The 23,874-nt window shown below is 64.5% G+C and carries 19 protein-coding genes; 4 read left to right on the top strand and 15 right to left on the bottom strand.

All coding sequences use genetic code 11. The features are described 5' to 3' along the window. Positions 1-5 precede the first annotated feature (5 nt). Together AC5WEY_RS13165 and AC5WEY_RS13160 are read right to left on the bottom strand one after the other, a co-directional pair. Positions 6-1,730, bottom strand: a complete 1,725-nt coding sequence (locus AC5WEY_RS13165) for an acyl-CoA dehydrogenase family protein (RefSeq protein WP_495646184.1) — start codon at positions 1,728-1,730, stop codon at positions 6-8. Positions 1,731-1,806: 76 nt separating this feature from the next. Then, a complete protein-coding gene (locus AC5WEY_RS13160; protein ID WP_495646183.1) occupies positions 1,807-3,558 on the bottom strand; it encodes a proline--tRNA ligase in 1,752 nt (583 codons plus the stop codon). A gap of 70 nt (positions 3,559-3,628) precedes the next feature. On the opposite strand from AC5WEY_RS13160, the gene yaaA reads away from it, so the two are divergent. Together yaaA and AC5WEY_RS13150 are read left to right on the top strand one after the other, a co-directional pair. Beyond that, positions 3,629-4,372, top strand: a complete 744-nt coding sequence (yaaA, locus tag AC5WEY_RS13155; protein ID WP_495646182.1) for a peroxide stress protein YaaA — start codon at positions 3,629-3,631, stop codon at positions 4,370-4,372. Then, the gene (locus AC5WEY_RS13150) at positions 4,369-5,580 is read left to right on the top strand and encodes a DUF2786 domain-containing protein (RefSeq protein ID WP_495646181.1); all 1,212 of its coding nucleotides are present in this window, start codon (positions 4,369-4,371) and stop codon (positions 5,578-5,580) included. Before yaaA ends, AC5WEY_RS13150 begins: the two co-directional genes overlap by 4 nt. Before the next feature lie 42 nt (positions 5,581-5,622). Here the strand turns inward: AC5WEY_RS13150 and AC5WEY_RS13145 are convergent, their stop codons facing one another. The 12 genes from AC5WEY_RS13145 to mqo all read right to left on the bottom strand — a co-directional run bounded on the left by AC5WEY_RS13145 (position 5,623) and on the right by mqo (position 20,645). Continuing rightward, positions 5,623-6,549 (bottom strand): type IV toxin-antitoxin system AbiEi family antitoxin domain-containing protein, encoded by a 927-nt coding sequence (locus tag AC5WEY_RS13145; RefSeq protein WP_495646180.1) that lies wholly within the window; start codon positions 6,547-6,549, stop codon positions 5,623-5,625. 178 nt (positions 6,550-6,727) lie between these two features. Then, positions 6,728-8,215, bottom strand: coding sequence for an MFS transporter (locus AC5WEY_RS13140; protein ID WP_495646561.1), 1,488 nt, complete (start codon positions 8,213-8,215; stop codon positions 6,728-6,730). 7 nt (positions 8,216-8,222) lie between these two features. Continuing rightward, positions 8,223-9,503, bottom strand: coding sequence for a uroporphyrinogen-III C-methyltransferase (cobA, locus tag AC5WEY_RS13135; protein ID WP_057477644.1), 1,281 nt, complete (start codon positions 9,501-9,503; stop codon positions 8,223-8,225). Continuing rightward, positions 9,470-11,152, bottom strand: a complete 1,683-nt coding sequence (locus tag AC5WEY_RS13130) for an ATP-binding cassette domain-containing protein (protein WP_495646179.1) — start codon at positions 11,150-11,152, stop codon at positions 9,470-9,472. Before AC5WEY_RS13130 ends, cobA begins: the two co-directional genes overlap by 34 nt. 105 nt (positions 11,153-11,257) lie before the next feature. After that, the gene (locus AC5WEY_RS13125) at positions 11,258-12,925 is read right to left on the bottom strand and encodes a DUF7800 domain-containing protein (protein WP_495646178.1); all 1,668 of its coding nucleotides are present in this window, start codon (positions 12,923-12,925) and stop codon (positions 11,258-11,260) included. A 57-nt stretch (positions 12,926-12,982) separates the two neighbouring features. Next, positions 12,983-13,999 (bottom strand): zinc-binding alcohol dehydrogenase family protein, encoded by a 1,017-nt coding sequence (locus tag AC5WEY_RS13120; RefSeq protein WP_495646177.1) that lies wholly within the window; start codon positions 13,997-13,999, stop codon positions 12,983-12,985. Between the two features lie 2 nt (positions 14,000-14,001). After that, positions 14,002-14,388: a cobalamin biosynthesis protein gene (locus AC5WEY_RS13115; RefSeq protein ID WP_495646176.1), complete on the bottom strand. Its 387-nt coding sequence runs from the start codon at positions 14,386-14,388 to the stop codon at positions 14,002-14,004. A 12-nt stretch (positions 14,389-14,400) separates the two neighbouring features. Next, entirely contained in the window at positions 14,401-15,795 is a 1,395-nt protein-coding gene (locus tag AC5WEY_RS13110; protein ID WP_495646175.1) for a cobyrinic acid a,c-diamide synthase CobB, read from the bottom strand. Continuing rightward, positions 15,789-16,409, bottom strand: a complete 621-nt coding sequence (gene cobO, locus AC5WEY_RS13105; RefSeq protein WP_057477638.1) for a cob(I)yrinic acid a,c-diamide adenosyltransferase — start codon at positions 16,407-16,409, stop codon at positions 15,789-15,791. The genes AC5WEY_RS13110 and cobO overlap by 7 nt, the downstream gene beginning before the upstream one ends. A 10-nt stretch (positions 16,410-16,419) precedes the next feature. Beyond that, entirely contained in the window at positions 16,420-18,363 is a 1,944-nt protein-coding gene (locus AC5WEY_RS13100; RefSeq protein ID WP_495646560.1) for a magnesium chelatase subunit D family protein, read from the bottom strand. A 273-nt stretch (positions 18,364-18,636) separates the two neighbouring features. Next, positions 18,637-19,113 carry a GNAT family N-acetyltransferase gene (locus AC5WEY_RS13095; protein WP_032377066.1) on the bottom strand — a complete coding sequence of 159 codons (477 nt, stop codon included), beginning with the start codon at positions 19,111-19,113 and terminating at the stop codon, positions 18,637-18,639. A gap of 11 nt (positions 19,114-19,124) precedes the next feature. Next, entirely contained in the window at positions 19,125-20,645 is a 1,521-nt protein-coding gene (mqo, locus tag AC5WEY_RS13090; protein WP_495646174.1) for a malate dehydrogenase (quinone), read from the bottom strand. A gap of 176 nt (positions 20,646-20,821) precedes the next feature. On the opposite strand from mqo, the gene AC5WEY_RS13085 reads away from it, so the two are divergent. Together AC5WEY_RS13085 and mtr are read left to right on the top strand one after the other, a co-directional pair. Further along, on the top strand, positions 20,822-21,862 hold the full coding sequence (locus AC5WEY_RS13085) for an alpha/beta hydrolase (RefSeq protein WP_495646173.1): 1,041 nt from the start codon (positions 20,822-20,824) through the stop codon (positions 21,860-21,862). Then, positions 21,859-23,250, top strand: a complete 1,392-nt coding sequence (gene mtr / locus AC5WEY_RS13080; RefSeq protein WP_495646172.1) for a mycothione reductase — start codon at positions 21,859-21,861, stop codon at positions 23,248-23,250. Before AC5WEY_RS13085 ends, mtr begins: the two co-directional genes overlap by 4 nt. Here mtr and AC5WEY_RS13075 read toward each other — a convergent pair whose 3' ends face one another. Then, the gene (locus tag AC5WEY_RS13075; protein ID WP_495646171.1) at positions 23,251-23,817 is read right to left on the bottom strand and encodes an alpha/beta hydrolase; all 567 of its coding nucleotides are present in this window, start codon (positions 23,815-23,817) and stop codon (positions 23,251-23,253) included. Between the last annotated feature and the right edge of the window lie 57 nt (positions 23,818-23,874).

Here is a 23,874-nt window from a genome sequence, read left to right as displayed (position 1 = left end):
CTCGCCTAGGGGCGCATCTCGTACCGACCGTCGTACGCGACGACCTCGTTCCAGACGGTCTCGAAACGGCTCGCATCGACCACCGGCTTGCGAACGGCATCGAGCGCCCATTGTTGTTGAGCCTCGGTCGACGACGGCTTGCCGTACAGCGCGACGGCGTAACCGGAGAAGTCCCTGATCTGGAAATCGAAGATCTGGTCCAGCATCTCGTTCGAGATCTCGTCGGCCTGCTCGAGCAGAAGGTGACCGTAGACCACGAGTGAGAACAGATGCCCCACCACGAGCAGGAAGTCGAGGTCCTTCTGCTGCGCTTCGTCGGGCGCGCACTCGGCGAGAAACGACCTGAACGCCTGCGCCTGCTCGTAGAACCGTCCGACGTTGGGGATACCGGAGTGCTTCTGGTACACCGGATTCCAGTCGTGGAACCGAACCTTGCTCGCGCCTCTGGCCGGACCCTGTGCGAAGAAGAAACTGTCGTCGACCGGCTCGGTTCGGGTGCCGACGTCGGGGTAGTCGGTGGGCGAGAACATGTAGGCCGGCATGAACTTGAGCATCAGGGCAACGTTGACGTGCACGGTGCCCTCGAGCTTGGGAAGTGTTCCGATCAGCTGGGCAGCCTCGCGGAAGTACGTGTTCCTCTCGTACCCCTTGGCCGCGATGACGTCGTGCAACAGCCGGACGACGGTTTCGCCCTCCGAGGTGACCTTGGCCTTGGTCATCGGATTGAACAGCAGGTAGCGCCGGTCCTCGGGTCCGGCTGCGCGGAAGTAGTCGACTGCCCGGGCGCTGAAGAGTTTCATCGCGATCAGGCGTGAGTAACCGTCGACGAATGCGCTGCGCACGTGCGGGAAATCGGTGACGCGATTGCCGTACAGAATTCTGTTGTTCGCGTGGGTGATCGCCTCGTAGAACGCGTGCTCGCAGATCCCGATCGAACCGGTGCAGAGATTGAACTTGCCGACGTTCACCGTGTTCAGCGCCGCCGAGAAGGCGTCGGCACCGGTGTGCAAAATGTCCTGCTCGCGGACCGGATAGTTCTCGAGCGAGAACGTACTGACGTACATCTGGCCGTGTACGACACTCTCACGCAACCGGTAGGCAGGATGCGCGCTGTCGGCTACGAAGAACACGTAGGAATCCGGTCCCTCGATATCGGTGCGCCGACCGAACACCGACACCATCCCCGCGACGTTGCCGTTTCCGATGTAGTACTTCTCCCCCGATGCGGTGAAGTCGAGGTCGGCGTCGTCGGTGCAGGGCGTCAACAACATGTCGGTGGAATACACGTCGGCACCGTGCGCCCGCTCGGACAAGCCGAACGCCATGACTCCGCCGCGGTCGAGTTCCTTTGCTGCACGGCGCTTGGCGTCGTCGTTGGCACTCATCCAGATCGGGCCGAGACCGAGGAGGGTGACCTGCCAGGTGTACCAGTACGCCAGCCCGTAGAACCCGAGAATTTCGCTCAGCGCAGCGTTACGTGCGGCGTCCCACCGTGTGTTCGGCAGTCCGTCGGCATACGCGGCGGGGGTGGAGAACGTTGCGAACAACTTCTGCTCGGCGACGAATTCCAGGAAGTCGGCGGGCCAGACGCTGTCGAGATCATCCGCCAACAGCCTGCCTTTGCCGCGGCTCTCGAACCAGTCGATCAGTGCGCGCAACTGTCGGCGGGAGTCTTCGTCGAGTTCGGTCGGGTCAAAGGTCGTCGGATCGAACAGCGCATACTGAGCCACGGTGTGACCTCTCCTAGTCGTTGCCCCGAAGCTACCAGCGGGTACACGACCGCGCAGAAAGATCGCGAGAGAAGTCCTACGGGGTGTGCCGTACGGCCTTCACGATCTCCTCGACCGCCGAATCGATGTCCAGTTCGCGACTCTCACCGGAGAAGCGGTCACGGATCTCGACCTTGCCGTCGGCCCAGCCGCGGCCGAGTACGACCACGAGCGGAACGCCGATCAGTTCCGAGTCCTTGAACTTCACTCCCGGCGACGCCTTGCGATCGTCGAACAGAACCTCGATCCCCTGCGTATCCAGTTGCGTTGCAATGGATTCCGCACCTGCCCGGGCGGCGTCGTCCTTGTTCGCGATCACCAGATGGACGTCTGCCGGTGCAACCTCCGACGGCCACCGCAGGCCCTTGTCGTCGTGCATCTGCTCGGCAATCACGGCGACCAGACGCGACACACCGACGCCGTAGGATCCCTGTACCAGGCGGACGGGCTTACCGGCCTCGCCGAGGACATCGACCGAGAACGCGTCGGTGTACTTGTACCCGAGCTGGAAGATGTGGCCGATCTCGATGCCACGGGCACTGACGAGCGGACCACGACCGTCGGGAGACATGTCACCGTCGCGTACCTCGGCCGCTTCGATGGTGCCGTCGGGAACGAAGTCACGACCGGCCACGAGGTTCACCACATGCTTGCCCTTGATATCGGCGCCGGTGATCCACGAGGTCCCATCGACGACCCTCGGGTCCACGAGGTAGCGAACTCCGTTGGCCTGCAACGCCCGCGGTCCGATGTACCCCTTGATCAGGAACGGGTTGGCCGCGAAATCCGCGTCGGTCAGCAAGGCGAACTCGGCGGGTTCGAGCGATGCCTCGAGCCGCTTCTCGTCGACCTCGCGGTCGCCGGGCAGCCCGACTGCGAGCAACTCCCACTCCCCCTCGGCATTACGGACCTTGAGCAGAATGTTCTTGAGAGTGTCGGCCCCGGTGACGGTGCGGCCCAGATCGGCACCGTTGGCCCACTCGACGAGAGTGGCGATGGTCGGGGTATCGCCTGTCTCGTGGTCGACGGCAGCCGGCTGCCCCTCGATGGGGAGCGGGTCGGGTGCCGTCGTCGTGACGGCCTCGACGTTGGCCGCATAGCCCGACTCGACGCATCGCACATAGGTGTCTTCGCCGATGTCGCTTTCGGCGAGGAATTCCTCGGATGCACTGCCGCCCATGGCACCGGACGTCGCCGCGACGATGACGTACGAGACGCCGAGCCTGGCGAAGATGCGCTGGTAGGCCTCACGGTGGGCGGCATAGGACTTCTTCAGTCCGTCCTCGTCCATGTCGAAGGAGTACGAGTCCTTCATCACGAATTCGCGCCCGCGCAGAATTCCTGCACGGGGACGCTCCTCGTCGCGGTATTTGGTCTGGATCTGGTACAGCGTGACCGGAAGATCCTTGTACGAGTTGTACTCGGCCTTCACCGTGAGCGCGAACAGCTCTTCGTGGGTGGGCCCCAGCAGCATGTCGTTGCCCTTGCGGTCCTGCAACCGGAACAATGCGTCGCCGTACTCGGTCCACCGATTGGTGGTCTCGTAGGGCTCGCGCGGCAGCAGGGCGGGCAGTGAGATCTCCTGCGCACCGATGGCGTTCATTTCCTCGCGCACCACGCGCTCGACCTGCCGAAGGACCCGCAAACCGAGGGGCAGCCACGAGTAGACACCCGGTGCGATACGACGAACGTAGCCGGCGCGAACCAACAGCTTGTGGCTGTCGACCTCGGCGTCGGCCGGGTCGTCGCGAAGGGTACGGAGGAACAGCTGCGAAAGACGGGTGATCACGGGTTGTCAGACTAGTCGGTTGTGCAGCACCTGTGAGCAGGTGGCCGTGCAGTGAGTAGCCTTGACTATCGTGCTGATTCTGCTTCCTCCCTCCGAGACGAAGTCCGATGGTGGTTCCGGAGCACCTCTCGATCTGGACCGACTGGCGTTGCCGTCGTTGTTGCCTCTTCGCCGAAAACTCGCCGATGCGCTGGTAGAGCTCTCCGGGGACGTCGACGCCTCCGTCACCGCACTCGGCCTCGGCCCTACCCAGGTCGACGAGATCGAACGCAACGCCCGATTGTGGACCTCCCCCACCACGCCCGCGCTGCAGCGGTACACCGGCGTGCTCTACGACGCACTCGATGCGCAGTCGTTCACCAGAGCCGGTCGCGCCCGAGCCCATGCGCGGTTGTGGATCGGATCAGCGCTGTTCGGGGCCGTCCGCGCCGCCGATCCGATTCCGTCCTACAGGCTCTCCGGCGGATCGACGATTCCGAACTTCGGCACCCTGCGATCGCACTGGAAGCCGGAACTGTCCGACGCGATCCTCGCCGAAGACGAAGGCATCGTCGTCGACCTTCGCTCCGGCACCTACCAACAGCTCGGTCCCGTTCCGGGCGCGATCACCGCGACGGTCCTCACCGAGAAGCCGAATGGAACGCGTTCGGTAGTGAGCCACTTCAACAAGCATCACAAGGGACTGCTGGCACGTGCATTGACCCTGACCACCGCCGAGCCGAAAGACGTGAAAGCCGTTGCGCGCGTGGCATCGAAAGCGGGTCTTCGAGTCGAAGTGGCGTCGACGACCGAACTGATCGTGCTCACCGAATGAGCGATATCCCCGGTCTGCTCCGCACGGGAGCCGACGCGTCCGTGGGCAAGACCAAGAGCCAACGCGTCGCCGACGACGTCGCCGACCGGCTGGTGTCGATGGACGCGACCGAGGTCGGCACGCGGGCGCTGACGAACATGATCGAGACCCTGTACGAAAACGGTTGGCAACCGCTGGATTTGGTGCACGTTGTGCGGCGCCAACACACGATCGCCGTATCCACCCTCGCGGCGGCGGCCCTGCTGCATCAAGCCGATCTGACCGATGCGGATTCGCGGGCCCCGCAGGACTGGGTGGATCAGATGTCCTCCATCTGCGAACAGTTTCCGAAAATCGCGGCGAGGGTCGAGTCCACCCCCGACTTCCTGACCGCGTACCTGACCTCTTCCGGTAAGACCGATTACATCGCTGCCAGTGATCAGTGGCTCGACGTGCTGACCCTGCTCGGTCAATGGCAGACACTCCCCCGGTGGCCTCAGCTCGGACCGAAGCCGTCCCAGTGGCCGCGCGTTCGTCCCACGCTGCAGGGTGTTTCCGGATCCGACTCGCCGAACACCAAGATGCTGAGCAAGATTCGCGGTCTGTTGGCCAAAGCCGACGCCACGGACTTCGAGGAGGAGGCCGAGACGTTGACGGCCAAGGCGCAGGAGCTGATGACGCGCTACTCGATCGACACCATGCTGCTCTCCCAGGGCCACATCGACATTCACGGCCGGCGGGTACATGTCGACGGCCCCCATGCACCAGCCAAAGCGCAACTGCTGCACGTCGTCGGGAGCGCCAACCGGGTCAAGGCCATCTGGGACTCCGAGTTCGCCGTGGCGACATTGGTGGGTGCCCCAGTGGATGTGGAACAGACCGAATTGCTGTTCACCTCGCTACTGGTTCAGGCAACCCGAGCCCTCGGCCATTCACCGGAAGCGAAGAAGCGCAAGAAAGCCGGCTCGGCTGCCTTCGGCAAGGCCTTCCTGTATGCGTATGCGATACGAATCGGAGATCGCCTGACCGACGCCGATGCGCACGCACTCGAGGAAGCGCGCCACGAATCCGGTGATCTACTCCCTATATTGGCGGCGCAGACCGTCGCCGTCGAAGCCGAATTCGACAGGTTGTTCCCGACGGCGAGGCCGATGCGCGGTCCGCGTCTGGACGCGGAAGGCTGGGACTCGGGCCAGGCGGCTGCGGATCGCGCCGATCTCTCGCGCTGACACCTGCCCACCGGATATTCAGCTGCCTACCTGTACAGGTGGTCATCTGAACATCCTGTCGGCACACTCACGTCGACGCTCAGCCCTGGCGCACGCACGATCGAATCGCTCGCGCACCATGTCGAACTGCCATAGGTCTTTCCACGTCCACCGGAAGACCTCGAGCCCTCGGTCCCGTAGTCGATCCTCGCGAAACTTTTCCTGCGTCAACGTCCGACCGGTCTCGTACTTGCCCATGCCGTCGAATTCGCCTACCAGCCGCCATCGTCTCCAGTAGAAGTCGACTCGGGCGAGGAACTGGGATCCCACCCGCAGTACCTGCTGCAGTACTGGATCCGGGAAACCGTACTCCTTCATCCGCAGTCTGCTGATGGATTCTCCCGGGCTTTCGCTCAGCCCACTCATTGCCGCGATCGCCCGCCGGGCCGCGCCGATACCGTTCATGCGAGCAGATACCTCCAACGCTGCTCGCAGCCGATCCATCGACACCTTCTTCGATCGCAGCGCCGAATCTCCTATGACTACTGCATGGTCGAGATCGAGCAGCCGCGCACAGTCGACCACGGTGCGCTCCGGAGAGGTCGCTGGTATTCCCAGCCCCGTGGTCACGAACTCGTTCGGTAGAGGTGTCGAGTGGACGTGCAATCGAGCTGTCGTGCGGCCTTTCCCGCCGGGGATCGTCAGATGTACGCGCCCGAGATCGGTGTCCCACAGGTCGAGTCCGTGCAGAACAGCGGCGGAGACATGGCTGGCCACTGCGGCGTCGGCATTGGTCGCCAGGGAGGCGATGGTCGTCAGACGATGAATTCCCTGCGGATCGAGTGTCGAACACAACTGCCGCTGTGCATACATTCCGGGAATGATCCGGACCAATTCGCCTCGGGCGCACAGCCGTTGCAGATCTGTGTTCGTGTAGCCGGCCCTCAACGCTGTGGCGCGGGAAATCAGACCGTTGGCGTCAGGATGCATGCACCGATCGTGCACCGACAACGACTCCGAAAACTGAGCCGAACGGCAATTGTGGACAACTCGGCCCCTGTGGATGAATAGTGGGACGCGAGTACCACACCTTGTCTGCCCGCCGAATATTCAGCTCCCCACCTGTACAGGTGCACAATTGAATAATTGGTGAGCGAACGCTGAGGGATCAGCCCTTTTGGGCGTCTTCCTGAGCTGCCTGGGCCTGGGCGACCTGCTGCGGGGTGAATCGGATGAAGAGGGCCGCGAAGCCTGCTATCACGGCGCAGACGGCGCAGCAGAACAGAGCGAACATGTAGCCCGAGCTCAGGGCATCGAGTTGGCTTTCGTTCATCAGTGTCGCCGGCCCCGATATTCCACCCAGCGACAGGGTGCGCGAGGTGACCAGCGCGCCGATGACGGCCAGGGCCAACGGGCCACCGAGTGTTTGGGCAACCAGGGAGATCGCCGTCAACGGCCCTATCTCGGTGGGGCTCACCCCGGCGATGGCGCACAGCGGGAGCGGGACCACCGTCAGCCCGACACCGAAGCCGATGCCGATGACGGGAAAGAACAACCCGGGGAAGTACGACGAATCCGCGTTCATCGTCGCGACCGACACCATGAGCCAGCCGACCATGATGACCGCGCCGCTCAGAATCAACCAACGAGGAGCGATTCGGGTCACCAGTTGCGACGCCAGGAACGCCGCGGCACCGAGTCCGAAGGCGAACGGCACGAACGCCAAGCCGGCATTGAGCGGGCTGTATCCCAGGATGTCCTGGACGAACAGGGCCACGTACGCGGCCAGACAGAACATCACTCCGCCGGCGAAGAATATGGCCACGAAGGTAGCGACCCGATCCCGGTTGCGGAACAGCGAGAACGGCAGCAGTGGATTGTCGGCACGACGCTCGACCAGAAGGAACAACCCGAGAAAGAGCAACCCGGCGATCAGCGAGACAATGACGATCGGGTTGGTCCAGCCCAGTTCGGTGCCCTCGCTCAGAGCCAGGACCACGCCGGTGCAGCCGAGTGTGGCCAGAATCGCGCCGGGAACGTCGAGGGGCAATCTCGCGCCTACCGTCTCCTGCAGCGACACGACCGCGAGCACCACGATGACCACGCCGATCGGGACATTGATCAGGAAGATCCAGCGCCAGGACACCTCGGTCAACGCGCCGCCGATGATGAGCCCGGCAATGGAGCCGACGCCTGTCATGGCCGCATAAATCGCAATCGCCTGATTTCGCACCGGGCCGGGCGCAAAGGTGGTGGCGACCAGCGCAAACGCCGTGGGCGACGCCACCGCGGCTCCGACGCCCTGCAGGGCCCTGGCCGCCACGAGCGTGGCTTCGTTGACCGCGAGACCGCACAGCAGCGAGGCGATCGTGAACAGCACGACGCCGGCCAGGAACATCTTCTTTCGGCCGAACGCATCGCCGAGCCTACCGCCGAGCAGCATCAGTCCACCGAACGCCAAGGCGTACGAGGTCAGCACCCAGTTGCGACCCGCGTCGGACAATCCGAGGTCCGCCTGCAACGGCGCCAAGGCCAGGTTGGCGACGGTGCCGTCGAGCACCACCATCAGCTGCAGGCCACTCAGGACGATGATCGCCATCCCGAACGCTCGGGTCGTCACCGGATATTTGATCTCGGTGGCGGACGTTTCGGACATCGATGACTCAGGCACGAGCGTTCACGTTACCGGCGTTCACGGAAAAACCGGCAACGGTACCGATTACCACGATGGCAGGAGGCCTGATGCCTGCTTCGCTCACGGCCTCGGCGACAGTGCTCAGATCCGCTCGAACTTCACGTTGAGTGCGCATGGTGCCCTCCTGTACGACGATGACCGGAGTGTCGGACGCCCGGCCGCCTGCGATCAGTACGTCGGCGAACTTGCCGATCCGCTCTACGGCCATGAGCAACACGATCGTGCCCTTGAGTTTGGCCAGCGCGTCCCAGTCGACCAACGAATCGGGGTGATCCGGTGCCACGTGACCGCTGACGACGACGAACTCGTGAGTGACGGCGCGATGCGTCACCGGAATTCCTGCGGACGAGGGCACCGAGATGGCACTGGTGATGCCCGGAACCACGGTCACCGGGATTCCCTCGGCGGCCAGCGCTTCGAGCTCCTCGTATCCCCGACCGAACACGTAGGGGTCACCGCCCTTGAGCCGAACGACGAATTTGCCGGCTTTCGCGCCGTCGATCAAGGCCCGATTGATCGCTTCCTGCGCCATGGCACGGCCGTACGGAATCTTCGAGGCGTCGATGACCTCGACGTGCGGTCCCAATTCGGCGAGCAGCTCGGGGGGAGCAAGGCGATCGGCGACCACGACATCGGCGTAGGCAAGCAGTCTGCGACCTCGGACAGTGATGAGATCCGGATCGCCCGGGCCTCCCCCGACCAGCGCGACGCCGGTCATCGGCGCGTGGGCCGAGTCGGCGACGACCCCGGACTGCAGAGCCTCGATCACGGCATTGCGTACCGCCGCGGAACGGCGATGCTCGCCACCGGCGAGCACACCGAGCGTCAGGCCGTCCCACTCGGCGGAGGCCGGCGTGACCGCCGTTCCGTCCTTGGCGATGTCGGCTCGGACGCAGAAGATCTTGGACGCGGTGGCCTCGGCGACGATCGCGACGTTGGTGTCGGCCTCGTCCGTGCAGGCGATGGCGTACCAGGCGTCGGCGAGGTCACCCTCGCGGTAGTCCCGCAACTCGAGCGTCACCTGGCCTGCGGTCGCCATTGCCTCGACAGCAGGGGTGGCGTCGCGCGTGATGACGTGCACTACGGCACCGGACGAGATGAGCAGCGGCAATCGGCGTTGCGCGACGGTGCCGCCTCCGACCACGACGACGCGTCGACCGTCCAGATTCAGGCCCACCAGATAGGGAGAGTCAGTCGCGTTCACGGGAAGAAACGCTACCGCGCGCGCTGCACTCGCCTTTCGTCCCATACGGGCTCACCGGATTCGTACGCCTGCCCGGTACTGCCGAACACCAGAAACCGGTCGAAACTACGGGCGAACCAGCGGTCGTGAGTGACTGCAATCACAGTGCCCTCGAACGCTGCAATCGCGTCTTCCAGGGCGTCGGCGGACATGAGGTCGAGGTTGTCGGTCGGCTCGTCCAACAGCAACAGCGTTGCACCCGACAGTTCGAGAAGCAGGATCTGCACGCGGGCCTGTTGACCTCCCGAGAGGTTGTCGTAGGACTGCTCGGCAGCACGGGCCAGACCGTACCGGTCCAATGCCCTGCCCGCGGCTTCCCGGCCCATGCCGTCACGGTGTTCGTTGCCCATGTGCAGGATGTCGAGCAGCGTGTTGCCCGCGAGATCCGGGCGAGTGTGGGTCTGCGCGAACAGGCCCGGCCGCACTCGCGCACCGAGAACCGCAGTGCCGGTATGAGGCACCGGGTCCAGTGCCAGTTCCTGGACCGGCTTGTGCTCCTTCTCCGGGTCGGTACCACCGTTGGCGAGCAGCCGCAGAAAATGCGACTTGCCGGAACCGTTGGACCCCAACACCGCAACGCGGTCTCCGTACCAGATCTCGGTGTCGAAGGGCTTCATCAGGCCGGTCAGTTCCAACGACGTACACACCAACGCACGCTTGGCCGTCCGTCCTCCACGCAGCCGAACCGTGACGTGCTGCTTCAGCGGCACCGCTTCCGGCGGGCCGGCCTCCTCGAACTTGGCCAAGCGGGTCTGGGACGCGTGATAGCGCGCGGCCACTCCGTCGTTGAACTTCGCCTTCTCACGCAGTCGCAACACCAGCGCCCGAAGTTTGACCAGTTCCTCGTCCCACCGCCGCCGGAGTTCGTCCAGCCGAGCATTCCGGTCCTCGCGTGCGGCGTGATAGGTCGCGAATCCCCCGCCGTGCACCCAGGACGTCGCACCGCTGACGCCTGGTTCGAGGGTCACGATTCGGTTCGCGGCGTTGGCAATCAGCTCGCGATCGTGGCTGATGAACAGCACCGACTTGTCGGAGTCTCGAATGGTCGCCTCGAGCCAACGCTTGCCCGGCACGTCCAGATAGTTGTCCGGCTCGTCGAGAAGCAACAGGTTGTCGGGTCCGGCGAAAAGCGCTTCGAGCACCAGACGCTTCTGTTCACCGCCACTGAGCGTCGACGCGGCACGCCACTTGGCCCGGTCGAACGGCATGCCGAGTGCGGCGGTGGTGACCTTGTCCCAGAACGGCTCGAGATCGTAACCGCCGACGTCACCCCAATCCGACAGTGCCTGGGCGTACCTCATCTGGGTCTTCTCGTCGTCGATCTCGATCATCGTGTTCTCGGCATCGTCGAGTGCCGCAGCCGCCGTGCGGACGGCCGGCGACGCAACAGAGAGAAGCAGGTCACGCACGGTCGAGTCGTCGCGTAATTGACCGACGAACTGCCGCATCACTCCGAGCGAGCCGGAACTCGACACCGAGCCCTCGTCGGGGGTCTCGTCGCCGGCGATGATCCGCGTCAGTGTCGTCTTTCCGGTTCCGTTCGGGCCGATCAACGCCGTCTTGGCACCGTCGCCCACGCGAAATCCGACTCCGTTCAACAGCTGCCGACCGTCGGGCAGGAAGTACACGATGTCGTTGAGTTCGAGGTGGGCCACAACGAACCAGCCAACCTCATCGGCCCCTCGATGGCCAATCGTTTACGACTGCGCCTGTCTTTCAGGCGAGGGCCGAACCTTCTCTAGGCGAGGGCCGAACCTTCTCTAGGCGAGGGCCAGGGTCGATGTCTCGGTCAGCACCTGCTCGCCGGCATCGTCGACGTGAGCGTGCCGCACCTGCAGCCGCGCCGAATCACCGTGCAGAGTCAGCAACATGACGCCGTTGTCGAACCACGGTCCCGCCTCGGCTTCCCACTCGACTCCGGACGGACCCACGTGCGCGGCTCGGGCGAGTTTCGACAGGATCCGGGCGGCCGGACGTTTGATGGCCAGCTTGTTCACCGCGCGGATGGGAAGATCGAGCGGATTGCGGAACGGAGACATGGTCAGCTGATAGGTGGCAGGGACATCTCGCCCACCGACGCCGAAGTTCGCGTTGGCCACGTAGGAGCAGTGCACGTCGCCCGACAGCCACATGATGGAGGCGGGCTTGTTCTCCCCGCGAGAGAGCTCACGCGTCAATGCCGCCATGTCGTTGAACGAATTGGTGAAGGCGGCCCAGTGTTCGAGGTCGAGACCGATGCGCATCTTCTCGGCCACCTTGGCCGGCATGGCACCCCAACTCCCCTGCGCCACGGCCTCGTTCCACTGTTCGAGGTAGTGCAGGGCGGGCAGCATCAGATAGGGCAGCGACGAACCGAACAGCAGGTGTCGTGGAGTGGCTTCGAGCGCGCGCTCGCGTACCCACGCCCATTCCTTCTCGTCCACCATTTCTCGATTGTTGGGATCCAGATTTCGCGAGCACCGCGAATCGATCATGATCAGACGGGTGTCCCCGAAATCGCGATAGAAGCTCCAGCGCCCTGTCTCGGGATTGCGGTCGATGCGTAATGCGAAGTCGGCCAACAACTTCTCTCGATCCGCGTCGCTTGCAGCGGACCGGACTGCGGCGTACATCTCGTCCTGCGCCAATTCCTTCGGCGACAGATTGCCCAGGTGTTGGTACACCCAGTACGACGAGTACGCGCCGATCACGCGCTCGTTCCACCACGGCCGAGTTTCGATGTCCCGACGCCAGGACGCGGACGAGTTCCAGTCGTCGCGTAGATCGTGGTCGTCCAGGATCATGCACGACGGGATACTCGCCATCAGCGTCCGTACCGGCTCGAGTCCCCACGACTCCCGGTACAGCCAGGAGTACTCCTCGAAGTCGCAGATCTCGTTCTCCGCGTCGGTTCCGACGGCACTTCGAGGGCCCTCGCCGGATCGACGCCGAGCCTGCAGCCGTTCGACGATCTCCGGCGACGGATCGTCGGCGTAAACCTGATCACCCAGAAGCAGCAATGCTTGTGGCCACCGGCTCGGATCCTCCTCGATCAGCGCGTTGCCCAGTCCGGCCAGCGCGTCGGCCCCGATCTGTTTCAGAGATTCGTCGCTGTAGTTGTCGCCTCGCCGGCACGATCCGAACGCCAATGTGACGGGCCCCTGAGCGTCGACAGTGTGGATGGCCGCCCGATGACCTTCACGCGGCCACACCTTCCGCTCGTCGACGAACACCTCGTAGTGCACCGCAGAATTGGCGGGCAGCCCTTCGAGTGGAACCAACGCGTAGTGGTGGCCGTGCACACCCCAGGTTCGTTCTGCGCCGCGGACGCCGGCATCGGTGACAACAGTGACGGTCGTCGATTCGGCCATCTCGAACCACAGGGTCGCAGTCTCGGTGCCGACGTACCGGACGATCGGGCCGAGCAGGACAAGGCTGTCGGAAGTCATTGGATCCACATTGCCCGCGTCGGCCCGCTTTCGCCAGTCAGTGGCGCGGATCCGCCCTCACGAGCGGGCCGCGACCACGACCTTTCCCCGTACGTGCCCGGTCTCGATCAACCGATGCGCCTCGCGTAGCTGCTCGGCATCGATCGGAGAAAGGACGGTCGAGGCGGTCGTCCGGACCGAACCTGCGTCGACGAGTTCGGCCACCCTGGTCAACAAGTCGTGCTGGCGAACAAGATCCGGAGTGTCGTGCATCGGACGTGCGAACATGAACTCCCAATGCCAGGACAGCGCTTTCGACTTGAGCGGGAGAACGTCGAGTGTCTCGGGGTCGTCGATTGCCACGATCTGCCCGAACGGCGTCAACAGATCCGCATAGATCTCGACCTGCCCTTCGGAATGAGCGGTGAACACGTAATCGATGCCGTCCGGTGCGACTCGGCGTACTTCGCCCCGAAGATCGCGCCGATGATTCACTACCTCGGCTGCACCGAGAGAACGGACCCACTTCTCCGCATCCTCGTCGGCGGCCGTCGCGATCACGCGCACGCCAGGGACGAGGGCCCGAAGCAGCTGCAGTACAACCGATCCCACACCTCCAGTGGCCCCCACCATCAGCAATGTTCCGGTGGTCTCGGCAGTGATGCGCAGCTTGTCGAACAACCCTTCCCAGGCAGTGATCGCAGTCAGCGGCAATGCCGCGGCCTCGGCGAAATCGAGGCTGGTCGGCTTCTTCGCCACGACGCGTTCGTCCACCACATGAAACTGCGAGTCGGTTCCGGGTCTGCCGATGTCTCCCGCGTAGTAGACCTCGTCCCCCGGTGCGAACAAGGTGACGTCGGCACCGACGGCGTGCACCACACCGGCGGCGTCGAACCCGAGAACCTTCGGGACACCGTGCGGATCGTTGCCGGCACGAACCTTCACGTCCACGGGGTTCACCGACACCGCTCTGACGTCTACCAATATGTCCCTCGGTCGCACGCTGGGCACGTCGATGACCACATCGGTGAGGCTGGCGGGATCGTCGATCGGAAGCGAGCGGGTGTAGGCAACGGCTTTCATCGTCTCGGTCATACCTACAGGATGGCCCGAACCCCCTGTCCACCGTCAAGGCAGAGCTCGACAACGGCAACGGTGACACCTCGGAGACCGAACCTGGGTACCGTCAACTCCGTAGAACGACCGGCCAGAAGCGCCGCGGCTTCGGCGACGCTGGCACTTCCGACGGCATCGAGCACGCGAACCGACACGGTGGGGGTCACCACGGTCGACAATTCCATCGCCGAGTACGTCACCCCCCGAACCCCCATGCTCGACGCCACCGCCGCCACCAGATCCGCTTTCCGGTCGATCGACGCGATGGCCTCGACCCACCAGTCCGGCTGCAGCACAGTCGCGATCACCCGCACCACCTCAGCGGCCGTGACTCCCTTTCGGGCCCCGATTCCGACCACCACCCGCATCGCCGACGAGTTCTATACGCGTGCGTAATCGACTGCAGCAGAGACAAATCGGGTGATGGACTCCGGATTGCCCGCGGCGTGCGTGTGCAGGTAGGACGCGTGAACTCCGCCGCGGACGAAGCCTTCGCGAGCGGCGGTTCTGCCGTCCGGTCGCTGCCGATGCCAACCCCAGGCCGCCGAGGCGGCCTCGCGCACTGCGACGAGCTTCGTGCGATGGAACTCGTGGCCGGTGACGCGGGTTCCCGCGTCGAAGAGAGGCGACGCTTCCAGGGCGACCGCGTCGCGATACCCGAGGGTGAGCGTGTTCCCGAATTCCGCGTCGACGTCGACGACTCCCGCCATTGCATGACCGTCCAATTGTGTCGCCAGATACAGCAATCCGGCGCATTCTGCATGAACGGGTAGACCGCGGGCCGCGGCCGTCCTGATATCGGCCAGCAACAGTTCGTTCGCCGCCAGCGCGGCCGCGTGCTCCTCTGGGAATCCGCCGGGCAGCACGACTGCTGCTGTGCCGGTCGGCAATCCGTCGCGAAGGGGGTCGAACACCGCTACGTCGGCGCCGGCGGCGCGCAGAAGTTCCACGTGCTCGGTGTAGCCGAAGGTGAATGCGGGACCACCTGCGACTGCGACGACCGGCGATCCCTCGGACCTACGAACCTCGTCGGCCGGATTCCACTCCGGTGCGAGTATCGACGAGCGCGCCAAGGCGCTCACTGCCTCGACATCGACGAACTGCGCCACCAGTGCGCTCATCGCGTCGACCGCTTCGGTGGCGGCCCCACCGTGTTCGACGGCAGTGATCAGACCCAGATGTCGTGACGGCACGACCAGTTCGCTCATTCTCGGCAACGCGCCGAGCACCGGCACACCCACCCGCTCGCATGCTTGACGCAGAACATCCTCGTGGCGTTCGCTGCCGACCCGGTTGAGGATCACACCGCCTATGCGCACGCTGGGGTCGAAGGTCGAGAACCCGTGCAGCACAGCCGCCAACGACTGACTGTGGCCACGGGCATCGATCACTAGAATCACCGGAGCACCGAGCATCGCCGCCACCCGTGCGGTCGATCCCTCGGCGGACGCCTCCCCGGGCCCGGTCATGTCGATCTTGCCGTCGAACAGTCCCATGACGCCTTCGACGACCGCGATGTCGCAGCCCCGGCTGCCGTGCCGAAACAGCGGCCCGATTCGATCGGCACCCACCATGACCGCATCGAGATTGCGTCCGGGCAGCCCGGCTGCCAGACCGTGATACCCGGGGTCGATGTAATCCGGACCCACCTTGAACGGTGCGACCTTTCGGCCTGCGGCACGTAGTGCGCCCATCAGCCCGGTGGCCACCGTCGTCTTACCGCTGCCCGACGCGGGGGCCGCAATGACCACGGCGGGGCACGACGGATTCACCATTCGATTCCTCGCTGCCCTTTGCGGCCGGCATCCATCGGATGCTTGACCTTGTCCATTTCGGTGACGAGATCCGCGGCCTCGATCAGCTCGGGGGGCGCGTCCCGTCCGGTGATGACGACGTGTTGGTTGCCCGGTCGATGGGTCAGAACCTCCACCACTTCCGCGACATCGACCCAACCCCACTTGAGCGGATAGGTGAACTCGTCCAACACGTAGAAGCGGTGTGACTCCTGTTCGATCCGCCGGGCGATCTCCCGCCAGCCCTCTGCCGCTGCCTCGGCGTGATCGACGTCGCTGCCCTTCTTGCGAGTCCACGACCAGCCCTCGCCCATCTTGTGCCATTCGACGGCTCCGCCGACACCGGTGCTCTCGTGCAGATCGCCGAGAGTCCGGAATGCCGCTTCCTCGCCGACTTTCCACTTGGCACTCTTGACGAACTGGAACACTCCTACGTCGAACCCTTGGTTCCACGCCCGCAACGCCATGCCGAACGCTGCGGTCGATTTCCCCTTGCCTGGGCCGGTGTGGACGGCGAGGACTGGCAGATTGCGGCGCTGACGCGTCGTGAGTCCGTCCTGCGGAACGGTTCCGGGAGCGGGTACACCCTGAGGCATCTCGGGCCCCCTACGCCGCTGCTCGGACGACGGCGGTGACCTGTTCGGCAGACAGATCTTCCAGCGCCACGTAGCCGCCACCGAGACGGGCCGCGAAATCGGCGGCCAGGCCGAGGCGGACCATTCCCGATTCGCAGTCGACGACAACCGAGGCGATCTTGTCCGACGCTATACGGGCTGCGGCAATGCGTGCTCGGCCGACGGGGTCCGTGCCTCCGGTCGCTCGGCCGTCGGTCAAGGCAACCACCAATGCACGACGCAGCGGGTCACGAACCCGTTCTCGCAGAACCAGATCCCGCGCCTTCACAAATCCCTGCGCCAAAGGAGACCGACCGCCGGTCTTCATGTTGCGCAACCGGGTCACGGCCACATCCACCGACGACGTCGGCGGCAATACCGTCTCGGCTTCCGTGCCGCGCACGGTGATGACGGCGACCTTGTCACGGCGTTGATACGCATCGCGCAACAGCGACAGCACCGCACCGGTCACCGCGGAGAGTCGATCTCGGGCAGCCATCGATCCCGAGGCATCGACGACGAAGACGATCAAGTTGCCCTCTCGGCCCTCCTTGATCGCGCCCCGTAGATCCCCAGGCTCCAGCATCAACCGGCCGGACGTGCGGCCGCGGACGACCTGATGCTCGGCGGCGGCGAACAGAGTCCCGACCAGATGCAGCCCTGTGCCTCGCTCGGTTGTGGGCCGTACCGACCGACCGTGTGAGGAGCGGGACCGCGAGCGTCGACCCGGCGCACCCTCGCCCACTCCGGGAACCTCGAGCAACCGAGCCTTGAACTGAGCACCCGGAGTTCCTGCTTGCTTGTTCTTGCCCGCGCCCGAGGCCTGCGGCTCAGGAGCACCCGTAGTTTCGGCGTCGGGCGACGACGGGGACGACTCCGAACTCTCGGTCCCTTCGGCACTGTCCGGCGCCGGCGCTCCCCCGTCGCCGTCGGGCGTCGGGTCGGGATCTGGATCCGGTTGTTGCTCGGCCTGTTCCGCAGCATCGCGCATGGCGTCGTCCAACTGCTTGTCGTCGATGCCCGGCTCGTCGAACGGATCACGTCTGCGCCGATGCGGGAGCGCGAGTTCGGCGGCGACCCGCACGTCCTCCTCGGTCACCTCGCTCGCACCCCGCCACGCGGCATGTGCGGCCGCAGTGCGTGCCAGCACCAAATCGGCGCGCATGCCGTCGACGTCGAAGGACGCGCACAGGGCCGCGATGCGCCGAAGTTCCTTGTCGCTCAACTCCACATCGTCGAGGATCTTCCGGGCGGCCAGAATCTGCTCGGCCACCGCGATGTCGTCGTCGCGGAATTGGGCGGCGAACGCGTGCGGATCGCGCTCGTAGTTCATCCGGCGGCGGACGACGTTCATCCGAACATCCACATCGCGCGAGGCCGTCACGTCCACTGCGAGACCGAACCGGTCGAGCAGCTGCGGTCGCAGCTCACCCTCCTCGGGGTTCATCGTGCCGACCAAGACGAATTGTGCTGGGTGCGAATGTGATACACCGTCACGCTCGACGTGTACGCGGCCCATTGCGGCCGCGTCGAGCAGTACGTCGACCAGATGATCGTGCAGCAGATTGACCTCGTCGACGTAGAGAACTCCGCGGTGCGCAGCTGCGAGCAGGCCGGGCTGGAAGGCGCGTTCGCCGTCACGCAGCACCTTCTCGAGGTCGATGGACCCGACCACTCGATCCTCGGTGGCTCCCACCGGAAGTTCGACGAGCTTTGCCGGTCGGGATCCGTCCTCGTCGTCCACTGCCGGCAGCAGCGTCGCGAGCGCACGCACCACCGTCGATTTGGCGGTGCCCTTCTCGCCGCGGACCAGCACACCTCCGATGCCGGGATGCACGGCGCACAGAATCAACGACAGGCGCAGTTGGTCCTGACCGACGATCGCACTGAACGGATATCCCGGTTCGGGAACACTTCCACCTTGCTGCACAGCTATGTCCCTTCGTGCCCGGAGTTCCGCGCCGGGCGTTCGGTATAAAAGCGAAGCCGGGCGGCGATCTGGCTGACAGGAGAAACTGCTGAACGAAGGAACTCCTGAACACAGTGGCGGGACCGCGCCTGATTCGTACAGGACTTCTCCGCAACCGACTTCGAACGGAACACTACCGCCGAACGAACGAATGCCACACACGGTAGGTCCGTGTGTGGCATTCGTTCCGGGAGTGGAGCCTACGGAACGACCTCACCGAATATCGAGTCGTGCAGGAGGTCAGGCCTCGCTCCAGGCGGTGCCGCCACCCCGACGCATCGGGGTGTGCGGAATACCGTCCTCGAGAACTTCCTCACCGTCGGGCAGGAAGCCATGCTTGGCGTACATGTCGACGAGGTAGCTCTGAGCGTTGATGCGGCACGGCGCGGAGCCCACTTCAGCGAGCGCTGCCCGCAGGATCCGCGTGGTGTGGCCCTGTCCTCGGGCCGATCGCTGGGTGCAGAGGCGGCCGATACGGAACGCCTTCTCGCCGTCGTCGTGCTCCTCGAGCAGACGGAGCGTGCACACCACCTCCCCGTCTCGTTCGAGCCAGAAGTGTCGTGTCTCGGTCAGCAGGTCGCGCCCGTCCAATTCCGGATACGCGCATGCCTGCTCCACCACGAACACCTCGACGCGCAGCTTCAACAGGTCGTACAACGTGTTGTTGGACAGGTCTAGTGCCCATGATCGTTTGAGAGCTGCTGCTTGCGTATTCATACCTTTTGCTATCACACACCCGTGGGCTGTGCGAGCTCACGCGAATTTTCCAGCTCCAGTGTCTTCGAGGTCCAGGCCCAGACCTCGTCGAACAACGAGCTGTTCTGGGCGAGCTTGACCCCCAGTGACGGGACCATTTCCTTCAGCTTGGGCTGCCAGGCGTCGTACTTGTCGCCGAAGCACCGCTGCAGTACGTCCAGCATGGCCGGGACCGCGGTGGACGCACCGGGCGAGGCTCCGAGCAAGCCGGCGATCGTGCCGTCCGCTGCGTTGACCACAGCGGTGCCGAACTCGAGCACACCGCCGCGTCCCTTCTTACGGATGACCTGGACGCGCTGACCAGCGGTGACCAGCTCCCAGTCCTTGGCGATCACCGTGGGTGCGAACTCGCGCAGAGTCTCCACCCGATCGGCCTGCGATTGCGCCAGCTCGCTGACGAGGTACTTGACGAGGCCGAGTTCGGTCACACCGACACCGAGCATGGACATCAGGTTGCCGGGCTTGACCGAGCCGGGCAGGTCGGTGATCTTGCCCTGCTTGAGGAACTTGGGCGACCACCCGGCGTACGGACCGAACAGCAGACCCTGCTCACCGTTGATCACCCGGGTGTCGAGGTGGGGCACGGACATGGGTGGAGCGCCCACCGAAGCCTTGCCGTACACCTTGGCCGAATGCTGCGCGATGAGTTCGGGGTTGGTGCAGCGCAGCCACTCGCCGCTGACCGGGAAACCACCGAAGCCCTTGATCTCCGCGATGCCGGACTTCTGCAGCAGGTGCAGTGCGCCGCCGCCTGCCCCGACGAACACGAACTTGGCGTTGACGGTCTTCTTCACGCCCGTCCGCTGGTTGGCGACCTTGACGTCCCAGGTGCCGTCGGACTGCTTGGTGATGTTGCGGACGTCGTGGCCGAAGTGGACGGTGCCGCCCGCGGCCGACAGGTAATTGAGCAGCTGCTTGGTGAGCGCACCGAAGTCGACGTCGGTGCCTTCCTGGCTCCAGTTGAGGGCTACCGGATCCGAGAAGTCACGGCCCTTCGCCATCAACGGCAGTCGAGCCGAGAACTCGTCCTTCGAATCGATGTATTCCATACCGGCGAACAGCGGGTTGCCCACGAGCGCCTCGTACCGCGCACGCAGGTACTTCGCGTTGTCGGCTCCGTGCACGAAGCTCACATGCGGAATGGGGTTGATGAAGTTCTTGGCGTCGGAGAGCACGCCCGCCTCGATGCCGTGCGACCAGAACTGCCGCGATACCTGGAACTGCTCGTTGACGTTGAGCGCCTTCGAGATATCGACGCTGCCGTCCTTGTTCTGCGGGGTGTAGTTCAGTTCGCACAGCGCCGAGTGACCGGTACCCGCGTTGTTCCACGCGTCGCTGCTCTCGGCGGCCGCCGCGTCGAGCCGCTCGTAGACGTCGATCGACCAGTTCGGCTCGAGCTGACGGAGCAGCGCACCGAGGGTGGCGCTCATGATTCCGGCACCGACCAGAACGACGTCGGTCTTGATCCGTTTACCCTGCTCTTCTGTGGACACTGGAGAATCGACTTCCTTGTCTGTGGCGGTCTCGACCGGAGAACTCTGCTGTTCGAGGGTTGTTCACCCGATGCGGTCAGGTTACTAGCTGGGCCTACCCCATCGGACACCACGTCAACCCGCTGTCGATTGTGCTCCTCGGACGACGTCTGCGGCGCCCACTACAGTTGTGATCTGTGACTACCTGGGTGCCCGACGTCCTCGGCGACGGCTACGAACAGACGACCATTCCTCTCGGCAACGATCCGGACGGCGAAGGGCAGGTCGAGGCCACTCTCGTGCGGTATCAACCGCCCGGCACCGCCAACTTCGAGCGCGCGGTGATCTACGTCCACGGTTTCACCGACTACTTCTTCCAGCGGCACATCGCCGAGCACTTCGCGGCGAAGGGATATGCGTTCTACGCTCTGGATCTGCGTAAGTGCGGGCGTTCGCGCCGCGAGGGACAGACTGCGCACTTCGTGACCGATCTGGCGTTGTACGACGCCGAACTGAACGAGGCGCTGAGCCTGGTTCGCACCGAGCGCGAGGATATGCCGATACTGCTGATGGCGCACTCGACAGGCGGCCTCGTGCTGCCGCTGTGGCTGAACCGCCTCAATCGTCGGGAGGGCGGGTCGGCGGGGTTGGGCTTGGCAGGCGTCGTGTTGAACAGCCCATGGTTCGACCTCCAGGGCCCGCCCGCAATTCGCACTGTCGGGACGGCTGCGATCAACGTGATCGGCCGGTTCGGGTCCAAGAAGAAGGTCCCCGGCAGTGGGCTCGACACGTATGGGTTGTCGCTCGCTGCCTCGGAGAACGGCGAATGGGACTACGACCTCGACTGGAAACCGTTGGCAGGCTTCCCCATCACTTTCGGGTGGATTCGCGCTGTCCGCCACGGACACGCCGAGCTGCACCGAGGCCTCGACATCGGCATTCCCTCGCTGATACTTCGCTCGAAGGTGACGCATTTCTCCCGTCGTTACAGCTCGGCCGTAGACGCCGCAGATGCCGTACTCGACGTCCGCCAGATTGCCCGCTGGGCCGGTTGCCTGGGCGACCGTACGACAATCGTGCCCATCGAGGGCGCCCGCCACGACGTGTTTCTGTCCACCGAGAGCCCACGGTTACGGGCATTCGAGGAAATGGACGAGTGGCTCGAGTGGTTGCACCGAGGAGAAAGCACCGACCATGCGTCCGGCAAGGACCACAGCGAGAGCGGGCACATTTCATGACCGAACACTTCGACATCGCGATCATCGGCTCCGGATCGGGTAACTCCATCGCCGATTCACGCTTCGACAACAAGAAGATCGCGCTGCTGGAGGAGAATTCCACGTTCGGTGGCACGTGCCTGAACGTCGGGTGCATCCCCACGAAAATGTTCGTCTACGCGGCCGAAGTTGCACGGACGGTGCGAGACTCGGCGAAGTACGGAGTCGACGCCCACGTCGACGGGGTGCGCTGGCGCGACATCGTCGATCGAGTCTTCGGACGGATCGACCCCATCTCCGAGGGCGGCAAGCACTACCGCGCCGAGGGCAGCCCCAATGTCACGTTGTTCGAGGGCCACGCGACGTTCGTCGGCCCTCGCACGATCGATACCGGCACCGGCACCGTCATCACCGCCGACCAGATCGTCATCGCGGCCGGATCACGGCCGACAGTCCCACAGGCCATTGCCGATTCGGGCATCAGCTATCACACCAACAGTGACGTGATGCGCCTGCCGGAGCTTCCCGAACACCTGGTGATTCTCGGATCCGGTTACATCGCAGCAGAATTCGCGCATGTCTTCTCGGCTCTCGGTTCCAAGGTATCGATCGTCGCCAGGAAGGACGCGCTGCTGCGCGCGCTCGATGCCGATATCTCGAAGCGTTTCACCGAACTGGCGCGTGCCAAGTGGGACGTCCATCTCGAGGCCGGCGAGACCCGTCCGGTCACCGAGGGCACGCTGCACGGCGTCGAACTGGCCGACGGCACCAAGGTTCTGGGCGACGCGTTCCTCGTCGCCGTCGGCCGGGAACCGAATGGAGACAAACTCGATCTGGGCACGGCAGGCATCGAGCTGGACGACGAGGGTCGCATCGTGGTGGACGAATTCGGCCGCACCACCGCCGAGGGCGTGTTCGCGCTGGGCGACGTCTCGTCGCCGTACCAGCTCAAGCACGTGGCCAACCAGGAAGCTCGGGTTGTTCAGTACAACCTGCTCCAGGACGCGTGGAACGGTGACACCTCGACTCTGCGCAAGAACGACCACCGGTTCGTTCCTGCGGCGGTGTTCACCGATCCACAGATCGCCGAGGTGGGCATGACCGAGGAACAAGCCCGCGACGCGGGGTTGGACATCACCGTGAAGGTCCAGAACTACGGCGACGTCGCCTACGGCTGGGCGATGGAGGACAGCGAAGGTCTGTGCAAGATCATCGCCGAAAAGGGCACGGGCAAAATCCTGGGAGCTCACATCATCGGCGCACAGGCACCCACGGTGATTCAGCCCCTCATCCAGGCCATGAGCTTCGGGTTGTCTGCCCAGGACATGGCTCGCGGCCAGTACTGGATTCATCCAGCACTACCCGAGGTTGTCGAGAACGCACTGCTGGGCCTCGACCTGAAGTTCTGATCACCAGGGGCTGGTGCGGAGCACGATTTCTGTAGCCAGCGCCGCCGATGCGTCGATGGGGACGTTCAGCGCCCCGTCGAGTTGGACCACTCTGAAGTCCGCGTAGACGAACCGTCCGCTGGCATCGGCGGCGGCCCGGCCGAGTGAGTTGCCGACAACCAGGGTCGTCGGCAACTCGACGGGCGGGCAGTCCGGAGCCCGCACCGAACCCTGCTCGTCGGCGATCGCCGGGTGACACCGGTTCACCGCGATCAGGCTGGCAAAACGGCCGAAGGTCTTCGCTGCCAGAGTCCACGCAGATTCCGCACCCGCGCCACTGCCGACGAGGTGCACCCACGACAGCTTCAGCTCGTCGAGAACAGCCAGGATCGCCTCGTCGCTCACGCCGTCGATGCTCTCCAGCGCAACGGTTTTCAGGTCCGAATTGTGCAGCCGTTCGCTGACTGCGTCGTACACATCCACCGAATCATCTGCATCGGGAAGCAACAGAACGGCGTGCCTGCTGTCGGGTCCCGCGACTCGCACCGAACATTGCCCGCTCGCAGCACTCACATGCGTGAACTCCATGAGGACGACGGTACTGCCTCTTGCACGGATGCCGCATCGGTTCTATGGTTAGTTACA

Source organism: Rhodococcoides sp. S146-33, assembly GCF_059489205.1.
The sequence above is the reverse complement of the archived record's forward strand: the minus strand, read 5'-3'. Positions and strand labels throughout refer to the sequence as shown.